Below are 17,815 nucleotides of genomic sequence, written 5' to 3' on the forward strand. Positions count from 1 at the left end.
GCGGCGGAGGTCGCGGCCAGGACGACGGGGGCGGCGGTGGCGGACGCGGACGCGGGGGCGTTCAGCGCCATGGTGGTGGACAGCGTCTGGGCGGCGCCGTCGTTGCTGGTCCGCAGCGGGGTCTGGGTACGGCACGAGGCGAGCTGCGGGGTCGTCAGGGCGCAGGCGGGGAGCTGGACGAGATGCAGGCGCGAGGCGTAGTCGCCGCCGTACGCCTGGGCGAAGGAGGAGTAGTCCACGCCGAGGCGCACCGTGCCGGGTCCGGAACCGGTGGGCGTCACCTGGGCCAGCACGCCGGTGATCCCGGCGTTCTCGGCGGCCTTCCGGTCGAGCACCTTCACATGGAGGGCGGTCAGGCCGCCGGCGGGGCTCTTGGTGGCGCTCCTGGTGGTCGCCGTGTCCGTGCCGGCCTTGCTCGTCAGGCCGGCCGCGGGCTCGACCCGCTGGGCCCACACCGGGCTGCCGGGGCTGCCGCTCCGGGCGGAGGTCAGCTCCAGCGTGCTGGACGCGGCGGACGGGAAGGCCGTCGCGGTGGCCTTGTAGGGCTTGGCCTGCTGGGCGGCCCTGGGAGCCGCCCGGTGGACGGGGCTCACCGGGACGGGCGCGCCGAGCACCGGCTTCGGCGCGTGCACGTGCGCCTTGGCGGGCGGCAGCGCGGACGCGACAGCGGTCTGCAGGACCAGCGCGAAGATCGCCAGCAGGGCGACCCTCAGCGACAGGAACCGGTTTCTGTTCCACCACAGCTTCGACCGCACTGCCCCGCCCCCCACTTCCCCGGACAGCGTCCGGACCAACTGCGCAGCGGCACAAGGCTTTTGCCACAGAGCATCAGCGGAGGAAGTTAGCGCCAGTTGGCTGGCACACGGATCAAAAGACGGCTGTGATGTGCATCACTTTTTCTGTGCAGCTCTCGTGAGTTTTCCGTGATGCTGCCGAAAAGCTAAAGCCGAACCCTGCGGGCAGTAAAGCGATTTCCAAATATCAAGGAGAATCACGGGCAAAAAGGGGCAGCGCTCACCAGACCTTCACGCCGAACACTCATGGGCTGTACAAGTCCTTCGGAATACTCACGGCGACATGCCAGGCGCCCAACCCGGGCAAACGGGAAGTGAAGTGATGATGGCTCACAGACCACGCAAACCCGCTGCCAGGAGAGGCGGCGCGGCGCTCGCGCTCGGCGCGCTCTCCGCGGCATTCCTCGTGGCGCTGCCCCCCGGCACCGCGGCGGCCGACAGCGGAATTCCGGCTTCCCCTTCCACCGCTGCGCCCGCGGGTAATTCGGCACACAAAGCACTCTCGGCCGACGAGGCGGCGGCAAAGGCCCAGTCGACGGGCCGCCCGGTCGTGGCCTCGGCCCTGACCACCGCGGTGTCGCAGACGACGGCCAACCCGGACGGCACCCTGACGCTTGCTCAGACCGCCGCTCCCACCCGGGTGCTCAAGGACGGCGCCTGGACGGCGATCGACCCGACCCTGACCGCCAACCCGGACGGCACGCTCTCCCCCAAGGCCGCCCCCAGCAGCGTGATCCTCTCCGGCGGCGGCACCGGCCCGCTGCTGTCCCTGCACACCGGTGGCCAGGGCTTCTCGCTCACCCTGCCCACCAGCCTCCCCGCGCCCACCCTGTCCGGTCCCAGCGCCGCATACGCCGGTGTCCTGCCCGGCGTAGATCTCACCGTCACCGTCGACCCCAGCGGCGGCGTCAGCGACGTCTTCACCCTCCACACCGCGGCGGCGGCGCGCAATCCGCAGCTCGCCACACTGCTCGACGCGGACATCGCGACCACCCCCGGCCTCACCGTCGGCTCCGACGCCAACGGCACCGTCCAGGTCAAGGACGCCGCCGGGCACCCGATCTACACCGCCCCCACCCCGCTGGCCTGGGACTCCGCCGACACCGCCGCCGCGACCCCGGACACCACCGCGGAGATCGCCCCGGCCACCGCGGACGCCCTCCGCCGTGACGCGTCCGGCGCCCACCCGTCCTCCGCCCTGCGCCGCGGCGCCGCGGCCCGCAACGGGCGCGTGGGCGTCACCGCCGGGCACGGCAGACTCGCCCTCACCCCGCCGGCTGCCCTGCTCGGCGCGAGCGACACGCAATACCCCGTCTATCTCGACCCGACCTATTCGCCCTCCTACGGTTCCACCGGCTGGGCGAGCCCCGGATCCGGAGTGCCCTCCCAGAATTTCTGGAAGAGTTCGGTCTCCTACACCGGTGACGCCGAAGTCGGCCCGAGCGGCGACGTCCAGGACGAGGCGATCAGCCTTTTCAATTTCCCCGTGACGACATCGCTGAAGACGGCGAAGATCTACAGCGCCCATTTCGACATCACCGAGACCTATTCCTGGGCATGCCCCACGTCCGGGCACAACCAGACGGTCGACCTCTACGCCCCCACGAAAGTCCTGTCGTCCTCCAACGCCACATGGAACAGCTGGTCCGGCAGCCTCGGCAGCAAGGTCGACTCCCATTCCTTCGCCCTCGGGTACAACAGCGGCTGCCCGGCAGGTGGCGCACCGCCCTTCGACGTCACGAGCACCATCGCGAAGGACCTGACGGCCGGAACCACCACACAGACCCTGGCGATGCGGGCGGACAGCCACACCGACAACTACGCCCTCAAGCGCTTCAAGGCCGGTTCGGCGCAGCTCGTCATCACCTACGACAAATACCCGAACACTCCCAAGGGGCTTTTCACCTCCCCGAAGACCAATTGCAAGGACACGCTCTTCGGCGACACCGCCGTCAGCCTCTACGCCCCCGTCTCCACCCCCACGGGCGCGGCACTGACCACGACGTTCACGCTCTACAAGACCGCGGACACCGCCAAGACCAACCTACTGACCTCGGCAAACGGAATCGCCGCCCGCACCTATCACGGCGCGTCCGGACAGAACGCGGTACTGAAGCTCCCGGAGACGTTCTTCAAGAAAGTCGCGTCCGGCGGCCTCGGTACCTTCAGCTGGACGGTGACCACCTCCGACGGCACGCTCAGCTCCAAGGCCTCGGCCACCCCCTGCACCTTCGGCTGGGACGCCAGCCGTCCCGGTGCCCCGGACATCGCCCCGGCCACCGCGCCGCGTGACGGCGGCCGGATCTGCCCCACCCTCGACGACCCCGACATGGGGGCGGTCCAGCCCATCGGCGCCCGCTGCTCGTTCAGCATCACGCCGCCCTCCGGCCAGTCCGTGTCGGGGTACGCCTACCAGATCAACCAGTCCTCTCCGGTGACGGTCGACGCGAAGGGCGCGCTCACCATCACCGTGCCGGTCAGCCGGCTCGTCAACACCCTCACCGTCACCGCGTTCTCGCCGGGCGGCAACCTCGGCCAGCCCGCGTCCACCGAGTTCCTCGGCACCGCGATCACCCCGGCGGCCGCGGACGGCGACGTCAACCTCGACGGCACGCCCGACCTCGTCACCGTCGGCGGGCCGGGCAGCTCGCTCCCGTCCGGGGCGTGGCTGGCCGCCGGGCACCCGTACGGCAGTGTGAGCGAGGCCGCGACGGACATCGGCGTGGGCGGTCTCCAGACCGACGACGAGGCGGGCACGCCGAAGCCGTCCGACTGGGACGGCGCCCAGGCCGTCACCGGCGACTTCTGCGGCAACGGCGCCCAGGACGTCCTGGCCTACTTCAGCGCTGACGGCAGCGGCGCGGTCGTGTGCAACGACGGGAGCAGCGGTGCCCTCGCGCCGGGCAACCCGACCACGATCGGCACGTCCTCGGCCCCGTACGAGATCCCGGACGGCACCTTCACCGACGCGGACGGCACCCCCGCCACCCAGGTCGTCACCGCGGGCGACACCAGCGGCGCGCACACCGGACTCCCCGACCTGCTCGCGACGATGGACAACACGCTTTACCTCACCTACAGCTTCACCGCCAACGGCTACGGCTTCCTCCTCGACCCCGACTGGGGCACCTGCGCGAGCTGCTACGCCCTCACCGCGCTCAACACCCCGGACGGCACCCAGGACTGGGACAGCTGGACACTCACGACCGCCCAACTGTCCACCGGGACCGCGCTCTACCTGTGGAACCCCGGCACCGGCGAACTCGACCTGTGGACCGGACTCGGCATCAGCACGGACGGCACCACCCTCACCACGGCCGGCCGGATCCAGCTCGCCGCGGCAGGCTGGAACCAGGCCCCCGCGCACCCGCTGACCCTGCGCGCCGCCGACCTCGGCGGTGACGGCAACCCGTCGCTGTGGACGGTCGACCGCACCACCGGCCACGTCACCCCGTACCTCTTCAACGGCACCACGCTCACCCCGCAGACCGCGCAGACCGTCTCCAACCCCTCACACGTCTGGCCGCTGAAGGACGGCACGGACGGCCAGGCCACCACGGCGGCCGACACCGTCGGCACCCTCGACCTGCACGGCGGCACGGGCGCCACCTGGAACGACAGCGACGACCAGCACAGCCCGGACGCCGCCTTCAACGGCACCAGCGCCGGGGTCCTCACGTCCACCGGCCCGGCGGTGACCACCAACGCGGCCTTCACCGTCTCCGCCTGGGTCAAGCCCGAGACGCTGGACACCAAGGTCCTCGAACAGGAAGCCACCGTCGAGCCCGGCTTCGTGTTGTACTCCAACTCCACGGACAACAGCTGGCGCTTCGCCATGGCGACCTCCGACACCGGCCCGACCTGGGACATCACGCAGTCCCGCACGAACGCCGCGATCCCCGGTTTCTGGACGCACCTGGTGGCCGGCTACGACCCCGGCACGTCCACCATGGCCCTCTACGTGGACGGGGCGCTCCAGGGCAAGGTCAAGCACACCAAGACGTCCTGGAACGCCACCCACTCCTTCGACATCGGGGAGTTCTTCAGCAGCGGCAGCCGCAGCAGCTTCTTCAAGGGCCAGGTCTCCGACGTGCAGACCTGGAACTCCGTCCTGACCGCCGCGCAGATCGCCGACCTGTCGGGAGCGCGCCCGGCCGCCACGCCCTCCGGGCCGCTGGCGTCGAAGGTGCCCGGCGTGTGCGCGGACGACCCCTCCGGGGCCACGGCCAACGGCACCAAGGTCCAGGTCTACACCTGCAACGGCAGTCCGGCGCAGAACTGGACCGCCTACCCCGACGGGACGCTGCACCCCGGCAGCCACGCCAAGATCTGCGTGGACGTCGCCTCGGCCGGTACCACCGCGGGCAGCCTCGTCCAGCTCGACGCGTGCAGCACCTCGGCAGCGCAGCAGTGGCAGGTGCTCGACGACGGGCAGGTCAAGAACGTCCACTCCGGGCTGTGTCTGGCCGACCCCGGCTCCGCGACCACGCTCGGCACCCAGCTCGCGCTGGCCGCCTGCGACAACGGAACGGCCGTGACCTGGTCGATCCCGCAGACCGGTGCCGTCAACGAATGGATGCTCAACGAGACCGGTGGCACCACCGCGCACGACGCCGTCGCCGCGGATACCGCCACCGCCACCGGCGGCGTCACCTGGGGCACGAGCACCGACAGCGCCGGCCGTAGCATGCCGGCCGCCACCTTCGACGGCACGGGCTCGCTCGGCACCCAGCACTGGGGCGTGGACACGACCGGCAGCTTCGCGGTCTCGGCCTGGGTGAACGTGACCGACCTCTCCAAGTACCAGACCATCCTGTCCGAGGGCGGCACCACCAGTTACGCCTTCGACCTGTACTACTCGCCCGTCTACCAGGCGTGGATCTTCAACCGCTCCGCCACCGACACCACCAACCCCACGCTGGTGCGCTCCAAGTCCACCGACAACCCGGCGATCCCGGCACCCGCGGTGAACACCTGGACGCTGCTCACGGGCGTGTACGACGCCACCACCGACCCCGCCCACCCGACCGTCCGCCTCTACGTCAACGGCATGCTGGCCAGCGCGATCCCCTTCCCGTACACCCCCTGGGACACCCACAGCCACCTCGACATCGGCCGGGACTTCTTCAACGGGGCCTACAACCCCGACGACCTGGTCACCGGCTCCGTCGCCGACGTCCGGCACTACGACCGGCCGCTCACCGACCAGGAGGCCTACGCCCTCTACGACGACGGCACGGGCATCCCGGCCTCGGCCGCCCACTGGCGCCTCGACGAGGCGAGCGGCAGCACCGCGGCCGACGCCGTCGGTGACGCGCACGACGCGACCCTGCACGGCACGGCGACCTGGAACACCGCCGACCACGGCGGATCCCTCGCGCTGGACGGCACCACCGGCTACCTCGACACGGCGGGGCCGGTGCTCGACACCGGCAACAGCATGACCGTCTCGGCGTGGGTGAAACTGAAGGACACCAGCGTCAACAGCACCTTCGTGGCCGCCGACGGCGTACACACCAGCGTCTTCCAGCTCTACTACTCCACCGCCTACGGCTGGACCTTCAACCGGCTCGGCTCCGACGTGGACACCCCCGTCATCACCCGGTCGTACAGCGGGACCGCCGCCGTGCACACCGGGGTGTGGACCCATCTGGTCGGCGTCTACGACAAGGGCTCGGGGACGGTCCGGCTGTACGTCGACGGCATCCCCCAGACCCCCAACTCCTTCACCACCCCCTGGACGGGCGAGGGGAACTTCCAGCTGGGCCGCCGCCGCTCGGCGGGCGTCTACGGCGAGTACGCCAAGGGCTCCCTCGCGGACGTGACCCTCTGGAGCACCGCCCTGACCCCGACCCAGATCGCCAACCTCGGCTGACGAGACCGTCCCCGGCACGCCCCGTGGTCCGGGCTCCTTCCCGGGAGCCCGGACCACGGGGCGGCCTGCAGAAGGAAAGACGTGATGATGGCTCACCCAAGACGCAAGTCCGCTGCCAGGAGAGGCGCCGCCGCGCTCGCGCTCGGCGCGCTCTCGGCGGCATTCCTCGTGGCCCTGCCACCCGGCGACGCGACCGCCGACAGCGGAACACCGGCTCCCACGTCCGTGAACAGCCCGGCGCACCACGCCCTCTCGGCCGACGAAGCCGCGGCGAAGGCGGCGTCGACCGGGCGACCGGTCGTCGCCTCGGCCCTGACCACCGCGGTGTCGCAGACCACGGCCAACCCGGACGGCACCCTGACGCTCGCCCAGACGGCCACGCCCACACGCGTGCTGAAGGACGGCGCCTGGACCGCGATCGACCCCACCCTGACCGCCGGCCCGGACGGCACGCTCTCCCCGAAAGCCACCCCGAGCAGCGTGATCCTCTCCGGCGGCGGCACCGGGCCGCTGCTCTCCCTGCACACCGGCGGCCAGGGCTTCACCCTCACGCTGCCGGTGTCGCTCCCCGCACCCACCGTGTCGGGGGCGAGCGCCGAGTACGACGGCGTCCTGCCCGGCGTCGACCTCACCGTCACCGTCGACCCCAGCGGCGGCGTCAGCGACGTCCTCACCCTCCACACCCCGGCGGCGGCGCGCAATCCGCAGCTCACCACGCTGCTGAACGCGGACATCGCCACCACCCCCGGCCTCACGGCCACCTCCGACGCCAACGGCACCGTCCAGGTCGAGGACGCAGCAGGGCACGCCGTCTACACCGCCCCGACCCCGCTGGCCTGGGACTCGGCGGAAGCGGCGGACACCGCGGACACCGCCACCGCGAACGCCCTCCGCCGTGACGCGTCCGGCGCCCGCCCCTCCTCCGCCCTGCGCCGCGGCGCCGCCGCCCACAGCCGGCAGGTGGGCGTCACCGCCGGGCACGGCAGACTCGCCCTCACCCCGCCCGCCGCACTCCTCGGCGCGAGCGACACCCGCTACCCGGTCTTCGTCGACCCCACCTACTCCCCCGCCTACGGCGCCACCGGCTGGGCCAGCCCCGGCTCCGGTGTCCCCTCGCAGAACTTCTGGAAGAGCTCCGTCTCCTACACCGGTGACGCGGAGGTCGGCCCCAGCGGCGACGTCCAGGACGAGGCGATCAGCCTTTTCAGTTTCCCCGTGACGACATCGCTGAAGACGGCGAAGATCTACAGCGCCTCCTTCGACATCACCGAGACCTACTCGTGGGCCTGCCACACCTCGGGCCACAACCAGAAGGTCGACCTCTACGCCCCCGCCAAGATCCTGTCGTCCTCGAACGCGACCTGGAACAACTGGTCGGACGCACTCGGCACCCGGGTCGACCAGCAGGACTTCGCCCTCGGCTACGGCAGCGGCTGCCCGGCGGGCGGCGCACCGCCCTTCGACGTCACGAGCACCATCGCGAAGGACCTGACGGCCGGAACGACCACACAGACCCTGGTCATGCGGGCGGACAGCCACACCGACAACTACGCCCTCAAGCGCTTCAACCCGAAGACGGCGCAGCTCGTCATCACCTACGACAAGTACCCGAACACCCCCAAGGGCCTGTTCACCTCACCCCCGACGAACTGCTCGAACACCGTGCTGGGCGACACGGCCGTCAGCCTCTACGCCCCCGTCTCCACACCCACCGGCGCGGCGCTGACCACGACCTTCACCCTCTACAAGACCGCGGACACCGCCAAGACCAACCTGCTGACGCCCGCGAACGGGATCGCCGCCGACACGTACCACGGCGGTTCGGGGCAGAACGCGGTGCTGAAGCTTCCGGAGACGTTCTTCAAGGCCCGTGCGGCCGGGGCGAGCACGTCGTTCACCTGGCGGGTGCAGACATCGGACGGCACCCTCACCTCGGCCTCGTCCGCGACCTGCGCCTTCTCCTGGGACGCCAGCAGGCCCGGCGCCCCCGGGGTGAGCCCCGCGGCCTCGCCGCCGGACGGGAGCCACACATGCCCGACGCTCGACGCGTCCGACACGGGCTCGGCGCAGTCCCTCGGCGCCCGGTGCTCGTTCGACGTCACCCCGCCGACGGGCGGCGCGATCTCGGGCTACGCCTACCAGCTCAACCAGTCCGCCCCGGTGACCGTGGACGCGACCGGTCCGACGACCATCACCGTGCAGGTCAGCCGACTGGTCAACACCCTCACCGTCAACGCCGTCTCCCCCGGCGGCAACCTGGGGTCGCCCACCTTCGTGGAGTTCACCGGCACGGGGATCACCCCACCGGCCCGGGACGGCGACATCAACCTGGACGGCACGCCCGACCTCGTCACGGTCGGCGGCCCGGGTACGGCGATGCCCTCGGGCGCATGGCTGGCGACCGGCCACCAGGACGGCACGGTGGCCCCGGCGGCGACCGACATCGGCGCCGACGGCCTGCAGAAGGACAACCTCGACACCACCGCGCCACCCGCCGACTGGGACGGCGCACAAGCGATCACCGGCGACTTCTGCGGCAACGGCGCCCAGGACGTCCTCGCGTACTTCAGCGGTGACGGCAGCGGGCGAGTCGTCTGCAACGACGGCAGCAGCGACCCGCTGGAACCCGGCAACCCCACGACGATCGGCCAGTCCTCGGCGCCGTACGAGATCGCCCCCGGCTCGTTTCCCGGCGCGGACGGCACCCAGGCCTCCCAGGTCGTCGCCGCGGGCAACACCAGCGGCGCGGACACCGGGCTCCCCGACCTCCTCGCCAAGGCCGGTGACCAGCTCTACCTGGCGTACAGCTTCGCCGCCAACACGTACAGCACCGGCTCCGACCCGGACTGGGACGACTGCTCGTCGTGCTACGCACTCACCTCGCTCACCTCGCCCGACGGCACCATGGACTGGGACAGCTGGACGATCGCGACCGCTCAGCTGGACTCCGGCACCGCCATGTACCTGTGGAAGCCCGCCACCGGTGAACTCGACCTGTGGACGGGCCTGTCGCGGACACCGGACGGCACCTCGCTGACGACGACGGGCCGGTACCGGATCGCCCAGAGCGGCTGGCACCAGAATCCGTCCGACTCCCTGTCCCTGCGGGCCGCCGACCTCACCGGCCAGGGCGTGCCGTCGCTGTGGGCGGCCGACCTCACCACCGGCGAGGTCACCTGTTCCACACCGTCCGCCCTGGCCGACGCCCCGGAACTTGACGCCACGACCACGAAGCTGCTCACCGCCGACCACTCCTGGCAGTTCGCGGACATCGGCGACAACGACGACGGCGCGGTCTTCACCGGCAGCGCGGACAGCACCGGCTCCCTCACGCTCGCCCCGGTGGCGTCGGGGACACCCGCCGCCCGCTGGAACACCGGCGACCTGTTCAGCCCGGACGTGCTCCTCAACGGCACCGCGGCGAGCGACCTGCACGCCGGGGCGGCCATCGGGCTGAAGCAGAGCTTCACCGTCTCCCTGTGGGCGAACCCCTCCGCGTACGGCGGGGCCGTCCTCTCCCAGGACGGCACTTCGTACTCCGGCGTCAGCATCCGCGCCACCGCGGGCGGCTGGCAGGCGAGCCTCGGCACCGCTGACGGCTCGACAAGCGCCGCGGACGTCATCACCGGCGGCCGGACCCAGCTCAACACCTGGACCCATCTGACGCTCACCTACAACAGCGCCATCGGCGTCGCCGACCTCTACGTGAACGACACCTACGTGGCCACCGGCGCCCACGCGGCCCCGGCCTCCGGCGCGAGCGGCGGCTTCCACCTCGGCAGCGACCTCGTCGGCAAGAGCCGCGCCGACTTCTACGCCGGGCAGGTGGCCGACGTCCAGGTCTGGGCCGGCCACGCGATCGCTCCCCCGCAGCCCTCGACCCCGCCCGGCTACCACCAGGCCGTCACCCCCACCCGGATCCTGGACACCCGCACCGCGGCCGGACTCGTCCACGCGAGCCACAACGTCACGGCCGGGACCGCCACGGTGCCCGGCGGCTCGGTCGTCCAGCTCCAGATCAGCGGCGACACGGTCACCCCCGCCGTCGCGGGAGCCCCGACGAAGATCCCGGCCTCCGTCACCGCGGTCGCCGTCGAGGTGACGGCGGCGAACGAGCAGGACCACGGCTACGTCACGGCCTACGCGGACGGGGCCCAGCAGCCGCTGTCGTCGTCCACCAACTTCGCCCCCGCGGTCACCACGACCGGCTACCAGATCGTGCCCGTCGGCGGCGACGGGAAGATCGACCTCTACACGCACGGCAACACGACCAGCGACATCGCCCTCATCGTCGATCTCACGGGCTACTTCACCAGCGACGCCACGCTCACCGGCGACGAGACCTACCACCCCCTCCCCACCGCGAGCCGGATCCTCAACACCTCCGTCAGCACGGCGGGAACCAGCCTCACCGCCACCGGCACGGTACCGGCCAACACCACGTTCACCCTGGACGTCGCGGGCAAGGGCGGGATACCGGCGAACGCCACCGGGGTCGCCCTCAACATCACCACGTCGGGCGCCACGAGCGCCGGTTACCTCGGCGTGTACGCCAGCGGCAGCACACCGGCCGACCCCGTCACCAGTCTCACCTACGGCACCACCACGCCACGGGCCTCCATGGCCGCCGACACGCCGACAGGCACCGGCGGGAAGATCACCGTCAGCAACCACAACGGGGTCACCGCCGTCATCGTGGACGTCTCCGGCTACTACCTCGCGGGGACGTCGGGGCAGACCTACCACGCGGTCAACCCCACCCGCCTGGTGGTGACGTCCAACGGCGTCGGCGGGCTGCCGCCCGGCCCCGTCACGTCGAACGGCACGTACACGCTCTCGCAGGCCGACGTCCGGCAGATCACCACGGCTGCCAGGCCCACACTCGCCCTCATGCTCACGGAGGCGTCGGGCACCGACTACGGCTACCTCACCGCCTACCCGGCGGACGGTACCCTCCCCCCGACGTCCAACCTGAACTGGGTCGCGGGCGACACCAACGCGAATCTCGCGGTCGTGCCGACGAGCGCGGACGGCAGGGTCGTCTTCTCCAACCACAGTCCCGGGACGCTGAACCTCGTCGTCGACTGCAGCGGCTACTTCGCCGGCTGAGCACGCGGTCCCGTCCTGATCCACGTACAGAAAAGAGCACAGCAGTTGGACATCCAGATCGAGAGCCGCATGACGGTCGAGGACATCACCGCGGCGTCCTTCCACATCCAGCGCTGGGAGACGATGCGGATCCTGCCGGGAGCCGTCGTCTTCGCGGTGGTCGCCGTGCTGACCGCCTTCACGGTGCCGGTGGTCGCGATCGTGTGCGGGCTGGGCCTCGCCGTCGTCCTGGGGCTGCACCTGAAGTGGCGGCGGGACGCCCAGCGGATAGCGGAGAGCGCGGTACGGCTCGCCGACCCGTACTCCGTGCGCTTCACCGACACCAAGGCGACCTTCGCGCAGAACGGCAGCGCGGCGGAGTACCCGTGGAAGGAGATCGCGTACGTGACGCGGTCGAACGCCGCGTGGATCGTGGTGCCGGACGACCCGCGGGAGGTCTTCATGCTGCCGCACCGGGCTCTCTCGGCGTCGCAGACGGGTGAGTTCACCCGGCTGCTGTCGGGCTGGCCGCAGCGCAAGTACCGCAAGGCCAGGCTGCCGGAGCCGAGGATGCCGCGGTTCTGACCGGCGTACGGCAGCGGGCCCCCGCCGGGTGATCCGGCGGGGGCCCGCTGCCGCTCCGGGCTCAGCCGCCGACGTAGGCGGCGAGGTGTTCGCCGGTCAGGGTGGGGCGGGTCGTGACGAGGTCGGTGGGGGTGCCCTCGAAGACGATGCGGCCGCCGTCGTGGCCGGCGCCGGGGCCCAGGTCGATGATCCAGTCGGCGTGGGCCATCACCGCCTGGTGGTGCTCGACGACGATGACGGACTTGCCCGCGTCGACCAGGCGGTCCAGGAGGGCCAGGAGCTGGGCGACGTCGGCGAGGTGCAGGCCGGTCGTGGGCTCGTCCAGGACGTAGACGCCGCCCTTCTCGCCCATGTGGGTGGCGAGCTTGAGGCGCTGGCGCTCGCCGCCGGACAAGGTGGTGAGGGGCTGGCCGATGGTGAGGTAGCCGAGGCCGACGTCCATCAGGCGGCCGAGGATCGTGTGGGCGGCGGGGGTGCGGGCGTCGCCGTCCGCGAAGAAGTCCGCGGCCTCGGCGACGGACATCGCCAGCACCTCGCTGATGTCGCGCCCGCCGAAGGTGTACTCCAGCACCTCCGGCGAGAAGCGCTTGCCGCCGCAGTCCTCGCAGGGGGTCGCGACTCCCGCCATCATCGCCAGGTCGGTGTAGACGACCCCGGCGCCGTTGCACGTCGGGCAGGCGCCCTCGGAATTGGCGCTGAAGAGCGCGGGCTTGACGCCGTTCGCCTTCGCGAAGGCCTTGCGGATCGGGTCGAGCAGCCCGGTGTACGTCGCCGGGTTGCTGCGGCGCGAGCCGCGGATCGGGCTCTGGTCGATCGACACGACGCCCGCCTCCGCGGCCTGCGCGCTCCTCATGAGCGAACCGTGCACGAGCGAGCTCTTCCCGGAGCCCGCCACACCCGTCACGACGCACAGCACGCCGAGCGGGATGTCGACGTCCACGTCCTGGAGGTTGTTGGCGTCGGCGCCGCGCACCGCGAGGGTGCCGGAGGGCTTGCGCACCTCGTCCTTGAGCGTCGCCCGGTCGTCGAGGTGGCGGCCGGTGGTCGTGCCGCTGGCGCGCAGCCCCGCGACGCCGCCCTCGTACGTGACCGTGCCGCCCGCGGCGCCCGCTCCCGGGCCGAGGTCCACGACGTGGTCGGCGATCTCGATCGTCTCCGGCTTGTGCTCGACGACCAGCACCGTGTTGCCCTTGTCGCGCAGCCGCAGCAGCAGGCCGTTCATCCGCTGGATGTCGTGCGGGTGCAGGCCCACCGTGGGCTCGTCGAAGACGTACGTGACGTCGGTGAGCGACGAGCCGAGCTGCTTGATCATCTTCACGCGCTGCGACTCGCCGCCCGACAGCGTGCCCGCGGGCCGGTCGAGCGCCAGGTAGCCGAGGCCGATCTCGGTGAAGGAGTCCAGCGTCACCGACAGCGCCGCCAGCAGCGGGGCGACGGACGGCTCGTCCAGGCCGCGCACCCACTGCGCGAGGTCGCTGATCTGCATCGCGCACGCGTCCGCGATGCTCACCCCGCCGATCTTCGACGACCGCGCGCCCTCCGCCAGCCGCGTGCCGTCGCACTCCGGACACGTGGTGAAGGTGACCGCGCGCTCCACGAAGGCCCGGATGTGCGGCTGGAGCGACTCCTTGTCCTTCGACAGCATCGACTTCTGGATCTTCGGGACGAGCCCCTCGTAGGTGAGGTTGACGCCCTCGACCTTGACCTTCGTCGGCTCCCGGTAGAGGAAGTCCTGCATCTCCTGCTGCGTGAACTCCGCGATCGGCTTGTGCGGATCGAGCAGCCCGGACTCGGCGTAGACCCGTACCGTCCAGAAGCTGTCGGACTTCCAGCCGGGGATCGTGAAGGCGCCCTCGGCGAGCGACTTCGAGTCGTCGTAGAGCTGGCTCAGATCGATGTCGGAGACGGTGCCGCGGCCCTCGCAGTGCGTGCACATGCCGCCCGTGCGGTTGAAGGTCGCCTTCACGGCCTTCTTCGCGCCGCGCTCGACGGTGATCGCGCCGGACGCGTGGACCGAGGGCACGTTGAAGGCGTACGCGCTGGGCGGGCCGATGTGCGGGGTGCCGAGGCGGCTGAAGAGGATGCGCAGCATGGCGTTGGCGTCGGTGGCCGTGCCGACGGTGGAGCGCGGGTCGGCGCCCATCCGCTGCTGGTCGACGCTGATCACGGTGGTCAGGCCCTCCAGCACGTCCACGTCGGGACGGGAGAGCGTCGGCATGAAGCCCTGCACGAAGGCGCTGTACGTCTCGTTGATGAGCCGCTGAGACTCGGCGGCCACCGTGTTGAAGACCAGCGAGCTCTTGCCGGAGCCGGACACGCCGGTGAAGGCGGTCAGCTGGCGCTTGGGGATCTCGACGTGGACGTCCTTGAGGTTGTTCACGCGGGCGCCGTGCACACGGATCACGTCATGGCTGTCCGGGCCGGTGCCCGCGCCCGTTCCCGTTCCCGCTCCCGTTCCCGCTTGTGCGTCCGTCCCCGTCATCGCGCTCTCCCTCGTCGGTGCGGCCGTACTGCCCGCCGCCACCGTAGCCGGGCGCGGAGCCGGGACGCTTCTCCGTTCCTGACCCGCGGGCGGGGCGTGCGGACACGCCGAAGGGCGGCGGGGCCGGTGTGGCCCCGCCGCCCTTCGAACCGTGCTTTCGCCGGTGACGGATCAGTACGCGGAATTCACGTTGTCCATCGTGCCGTAACGGTCGGCGGCGTAATTGCACGCGGCGGTGATGTTCGCGACCGGGTCGTAGATGTTGTGCGACGTGCCGGCCACGTGGAAACGGTTGAACGTCGGGTCGATCACCTGGAGCAGACCCTTCGAGGGAATGCCGTTGCGGGCGTTGATGTCCCACAGGTTGATCGCCTTCGGGTCACCACTGGACTCGCGGATGATGTTGCGGTGGATTCCCTCGTACGTGCCGGGGATCCCCTTCTTGTGCATGATGTCGAGCGACTCGCGGATCCAGCCGTCCAGGTTGTTCGCGTAGTGCTTCGCGGCCGGCTTGGACGCGGGCTTGGACGCGGTGGTGCTCTTCTTCGGCGCGGCCTTGGGCGCGCTCTTCTTCGGGGCGTCGGCGCGGTGCGACGAGCGGTTCGCGGCGGCCTCGGCCTTCGCGCGCTCGTTCGCCTCGGCGGCGGCCTTCTTCTTCGCGGCCGCGCCCGCGGCCTCCTTCTGGGCCTGCTCGGCCTTGGCCGCCTTCTGCTGCGCGGAGTCGGTGATCGCCTTCTGCGACGCCATACCAGTCTGCGCACCCAGGTCCTTGGTGGGCGTACCGGTGGAGACGGAGAACCCGGTCGGGTCGCCCGCCGCGGTCGCCGAGCCGGCTCCGGCGGTCGCCTCCAGGCCGGTGACGGTCAGCACGACCGCTGCGGCGGCGACAGCGCCGGCTGCGGTGATCTTGTGCTTCTTCGACATCTGCTGGAACTTCGCGAACGACGGGAGCTTCTTCGGGATCGTGGGGAGCTGCATGGAGAAATTACCTCTTCCGTAGCGGGACCCCTGAATTGTTAGGGGGCGGGGATCCGCCGGTCAACGACCCGCACTACGGCATGCATTCGTAGGACGCTTTCGGAAGGCCGGTATTCCGTGCGATACGGCGGCCGAGGTTCACTAAGCGGCCTAGTATGTGACGCACGTCCCGTCGAGGACGTCACAAGGGGGCGCCCCCGCTCTCACCGCGAGTGAGAACGGGGGCGCCGGACGTGAGCGAATTGCGGCGGTCTTTGTGACCGCGGTCACGCGGAATTGAGGACGGAAAGGAAAGGGGGCGGGTTCCTACGGTTCCTCAGCGGCCCGCGGGCTCGGGTGCGGGGGCCCCGGAGGGCGCGGGCACCGCCTTGTCGCCGCCGCCGGAGCGCGACGGCCGGACGAGCACCAGCACCAGCAGGCCGCCGAGCAGGCCCGCGACCGCCGCCCACACCGAGATACGGTCCAGGGCCGCCGCGTACGCCGCGTGCGTGGAGCCGCCGTGCCCGGTGACATGGCGCAGCCGCGCGGTGAAGACCGCCCCGAGGACGGCGACACCCAGCGTCATCCCCAGCTGGCGCGCGGTGTTCAGCGCCCCGCCCGCCATGCCCGCGCGGTGCGGCGGCACCGCGTCCACCGCGGCAGCGGCCAGCACCGGCGTGGTCAGCCCGACGCCCACCCCGGTCACCGCGAAACCGGCGGCCAGCGAGGCCGCGCCCGACGAGGTGTGCACGGTCAGTGTCAGCAGGCCGCAGCCCGCGCCGATGATCACCAGGCCCAGCCCGATCGGCAGCCGCGCCGGGAAGCGGTGCATCACGCGCCCGGCGATCGCCGCGACCACGAAGGCCGTGGCCGCCATCGGCATCATCGCCAGACCGCCGCGGATCGGGCTGAGGCCCAGCACGTTCTGCAGCCACAGGGAGAAGTAGACGAAGCCGCTGAAGGCCGCCGCCTGGTACAGCAGGCCGCCCACGAGCAGGCCGCTGAAGCCGGGGCGGCGCAGCAGGGCCAGGTCGATCATCGGATGGGCCGAGCGCGCCTCGATCGCGACGAAGCCGACGGCGGCGACCGCGCTCACCACGAAGGCGGCGACCGTCAGCCCGTCCGTCCAGCCCGCGTCACCGCCGCGGATCAGGGCGTACGTGACGGCGGCCACGGCGACCGTGAAGGCCGCGGCCCCCGGCAGGTCCAGCCGGCCCGTGCCGCGCCGGCCGTGATCGGGCAGCACCCGCAGGGTGAGCAGCACCGCGACCGCCGCGATCGGCAGGTTGACCAGGAAGATCGCCTGCCAGCCGAAGCCCTGGGTGAGCAGCCCGCCCAGGATCGGCCCGGCCGCGGCGGCGGCACCGTTGACCGCGCCCCACACACCGAACGCGACCCCGCGGTCACGCCCCTGGTAGGAGGACGCCACCAGGGCGGCGGAGGTCGCGAACATCGCCGCGCCGCCGATGCCCTGCACGCCCCGCGCGGTGATCAGCGCGGCGGCGTTCGGCGAGAGGGCCGCGCCCAGCGAGGCCACGGCGAAGAGGACGAGCCCGGCCGCGTACAGCCGCCGGTGCCCGAAGAGGTCGCCCAGCGAGCCGGCCACGAGCAGCAGCGCGGCCAGCGCGAGGGCGTACACGTCCACCACCCACTGGAGGGAGGAGAAGGGTGCGTCGAGGTCGGACGCCATCCGCGGCAGCGCGACGTTCACGATCGTGACGTCGACCAGCAGGATGAAGGCGCCCAGGCAGATCGCCACGAGGGGCAGCCATTTGCGCATGGGACGGGGCTCCGTTTTCGGCTCGTTCGGGGGTGCGGGTCGGGTGCGGGCGGTTCGCTTGCGGGCGGTTCGCTTGCGGGGGTCGGGGTACGCGGCTCGGGGATGAGGCCGGTCCGGGTGGACCGGGATCCGGGTGGACCGGGATCCGGGTGGCGCCCGTGCTCCACTGCTCCGGTACTGACACCGCCGGACGGCCCTTCCGGGCGGTCGCCCGGCTGTCCGACCGTTCAAGCGTGCGGCCCGCGTACCGAAAT

6 protein-coding genes and 1 pseudogene are annotated in these 17,815 nt (G+C 71.4%); 3 read left to right on the top strand and 4 right to left on the bottom strand.

The window, feature by feature from the left end; translation table 11 throughout:
- Positions 1-755, bottom strand: a pseudogene (locus ACWERV_RS19645) (hypothetical protein); the annotation flags it as partial.
- A 589-nt stretch (positions 756-1,344) separates the two neighbouring features.
- Between ACWERV_RS19645 and ACWERV_RS19650 the strand changes: the two are divergent.
- From ACWERV_RS19650 to ACWERV_RS19660, 3 genes are all read left to right on the top strand, one after another.
- Positions 1,345-6,669: a LamG-like jellyroll fold domain-containing protein gene (locus ACWERV_RS19650; RefSeq protein WP_452934566.1), complete on the top strand. Its 5,325-nt coding sequence runs from the start codon at positions 1,345-1,347 to the stop codon at positions 6,667-6,669.
- Between the two features lie 84 nt (positions 6,670-6,753).
- A complete protein-coding gene (locus ACWERV_RS19655) occupies positions 6,754-11,778 on the top strand; it encodes a LamG-like jellyroll fold domain-containing protein (protein WP_452934569.1) in 5,025 nt (1,674 codons plus the stop codon).
- Between the two features lie 45 nt (positions 11,779-11,823).
- Positions 11,824-12,342: a YcxB family protein gene (locus tag ACWERV_RS19660; RefSeq protein ID WP_398181856.1), complete on the top strand. Its 519-nt coding sequence runs from the start codon at positions 11,824-11,826 to the stop codon at positions 12,340-12,342.
- A gap of 61 nt (positions 12,343-12,403) precedes the next feature.
- Here the strand turns inward: ACWERV_RS19660 and ACWERV_RS19665 are convergent, their stop codons facing one another.
- The 3 genes from ACWERV_RS19665 to ACWERV_RS19675 form a co-directional block, all read right to left on the bottom strand.
- On the bottom strand, positions 12,404-14,824 hold the full coding sequence (locus tag ACWERV_RS19665) for an ATP-binding cassette domain-containing protein (RefSeq protein ID WP_452934573.1): 2,421 nt from the start codon (positions 14,822-14,824) through the stop codon (positions 12,404-12,406).
- Positions 14,825-14,995: 171 nt separating this feature from the next.
- A complete protein-coding gene (locus ACWERV_RS19670; protein ID WP_398181850.1) occupies positions 14,996-15,802 on the bottom strand; it encodes a transglycosylase SLT domain-containing protein in 807 nt (268 codons plus the stop codon).
- Between the two features lie 316 nt (positions 15,803-16,118).
- Positions 16,119-17,561 (bottom strand): MFS transporter, encoded by a 1,443-nt coding sequence (locus ACWERV_RS19675; RefSeq protein ID WP_452934576.1) that lies wholly within the window; start codon positions 17,559-17,561, stop codon positions 16,119-16,121.
- Positions 17,562-17,815 lie beyond the last annotated feature (254 nt).

This window comes from Streptomyces sp. NPDC004031 (genome assembly GCF_053604375.1).

Coding starts and splice junctions, on each gene's coding strand:
- ACWERV_RS19665 (WP_452934573.1), bottom strand. CDS start 14,824: ATGACGGGGACGGACGCACAAGCGGGAACGGGAGCGGGAACGGGAACG.
- ACWERV_RS19655 (WP_452934569.1), top strand. CDS start 6,754: ATGATGGCTCACCCAAGACGCAAGTCCGCTGCCAGGAGAGGCGCCGCC.
- ACWERV_RS19675 (WP_452934576.1), bottom strand. CDS start 17,561: ATGCGCAAATGGCTGCCCCTCGTGGCGATCTGCCTGGGCGCCTTCATC.
- ACWERV_RS19670 (WP_398181850.1), bottom strand. CDS start 15,802: ATGCAGCTCCCCACGATCCCGAAGAAGCTCCCGTCGTTCGCGAAGTTC.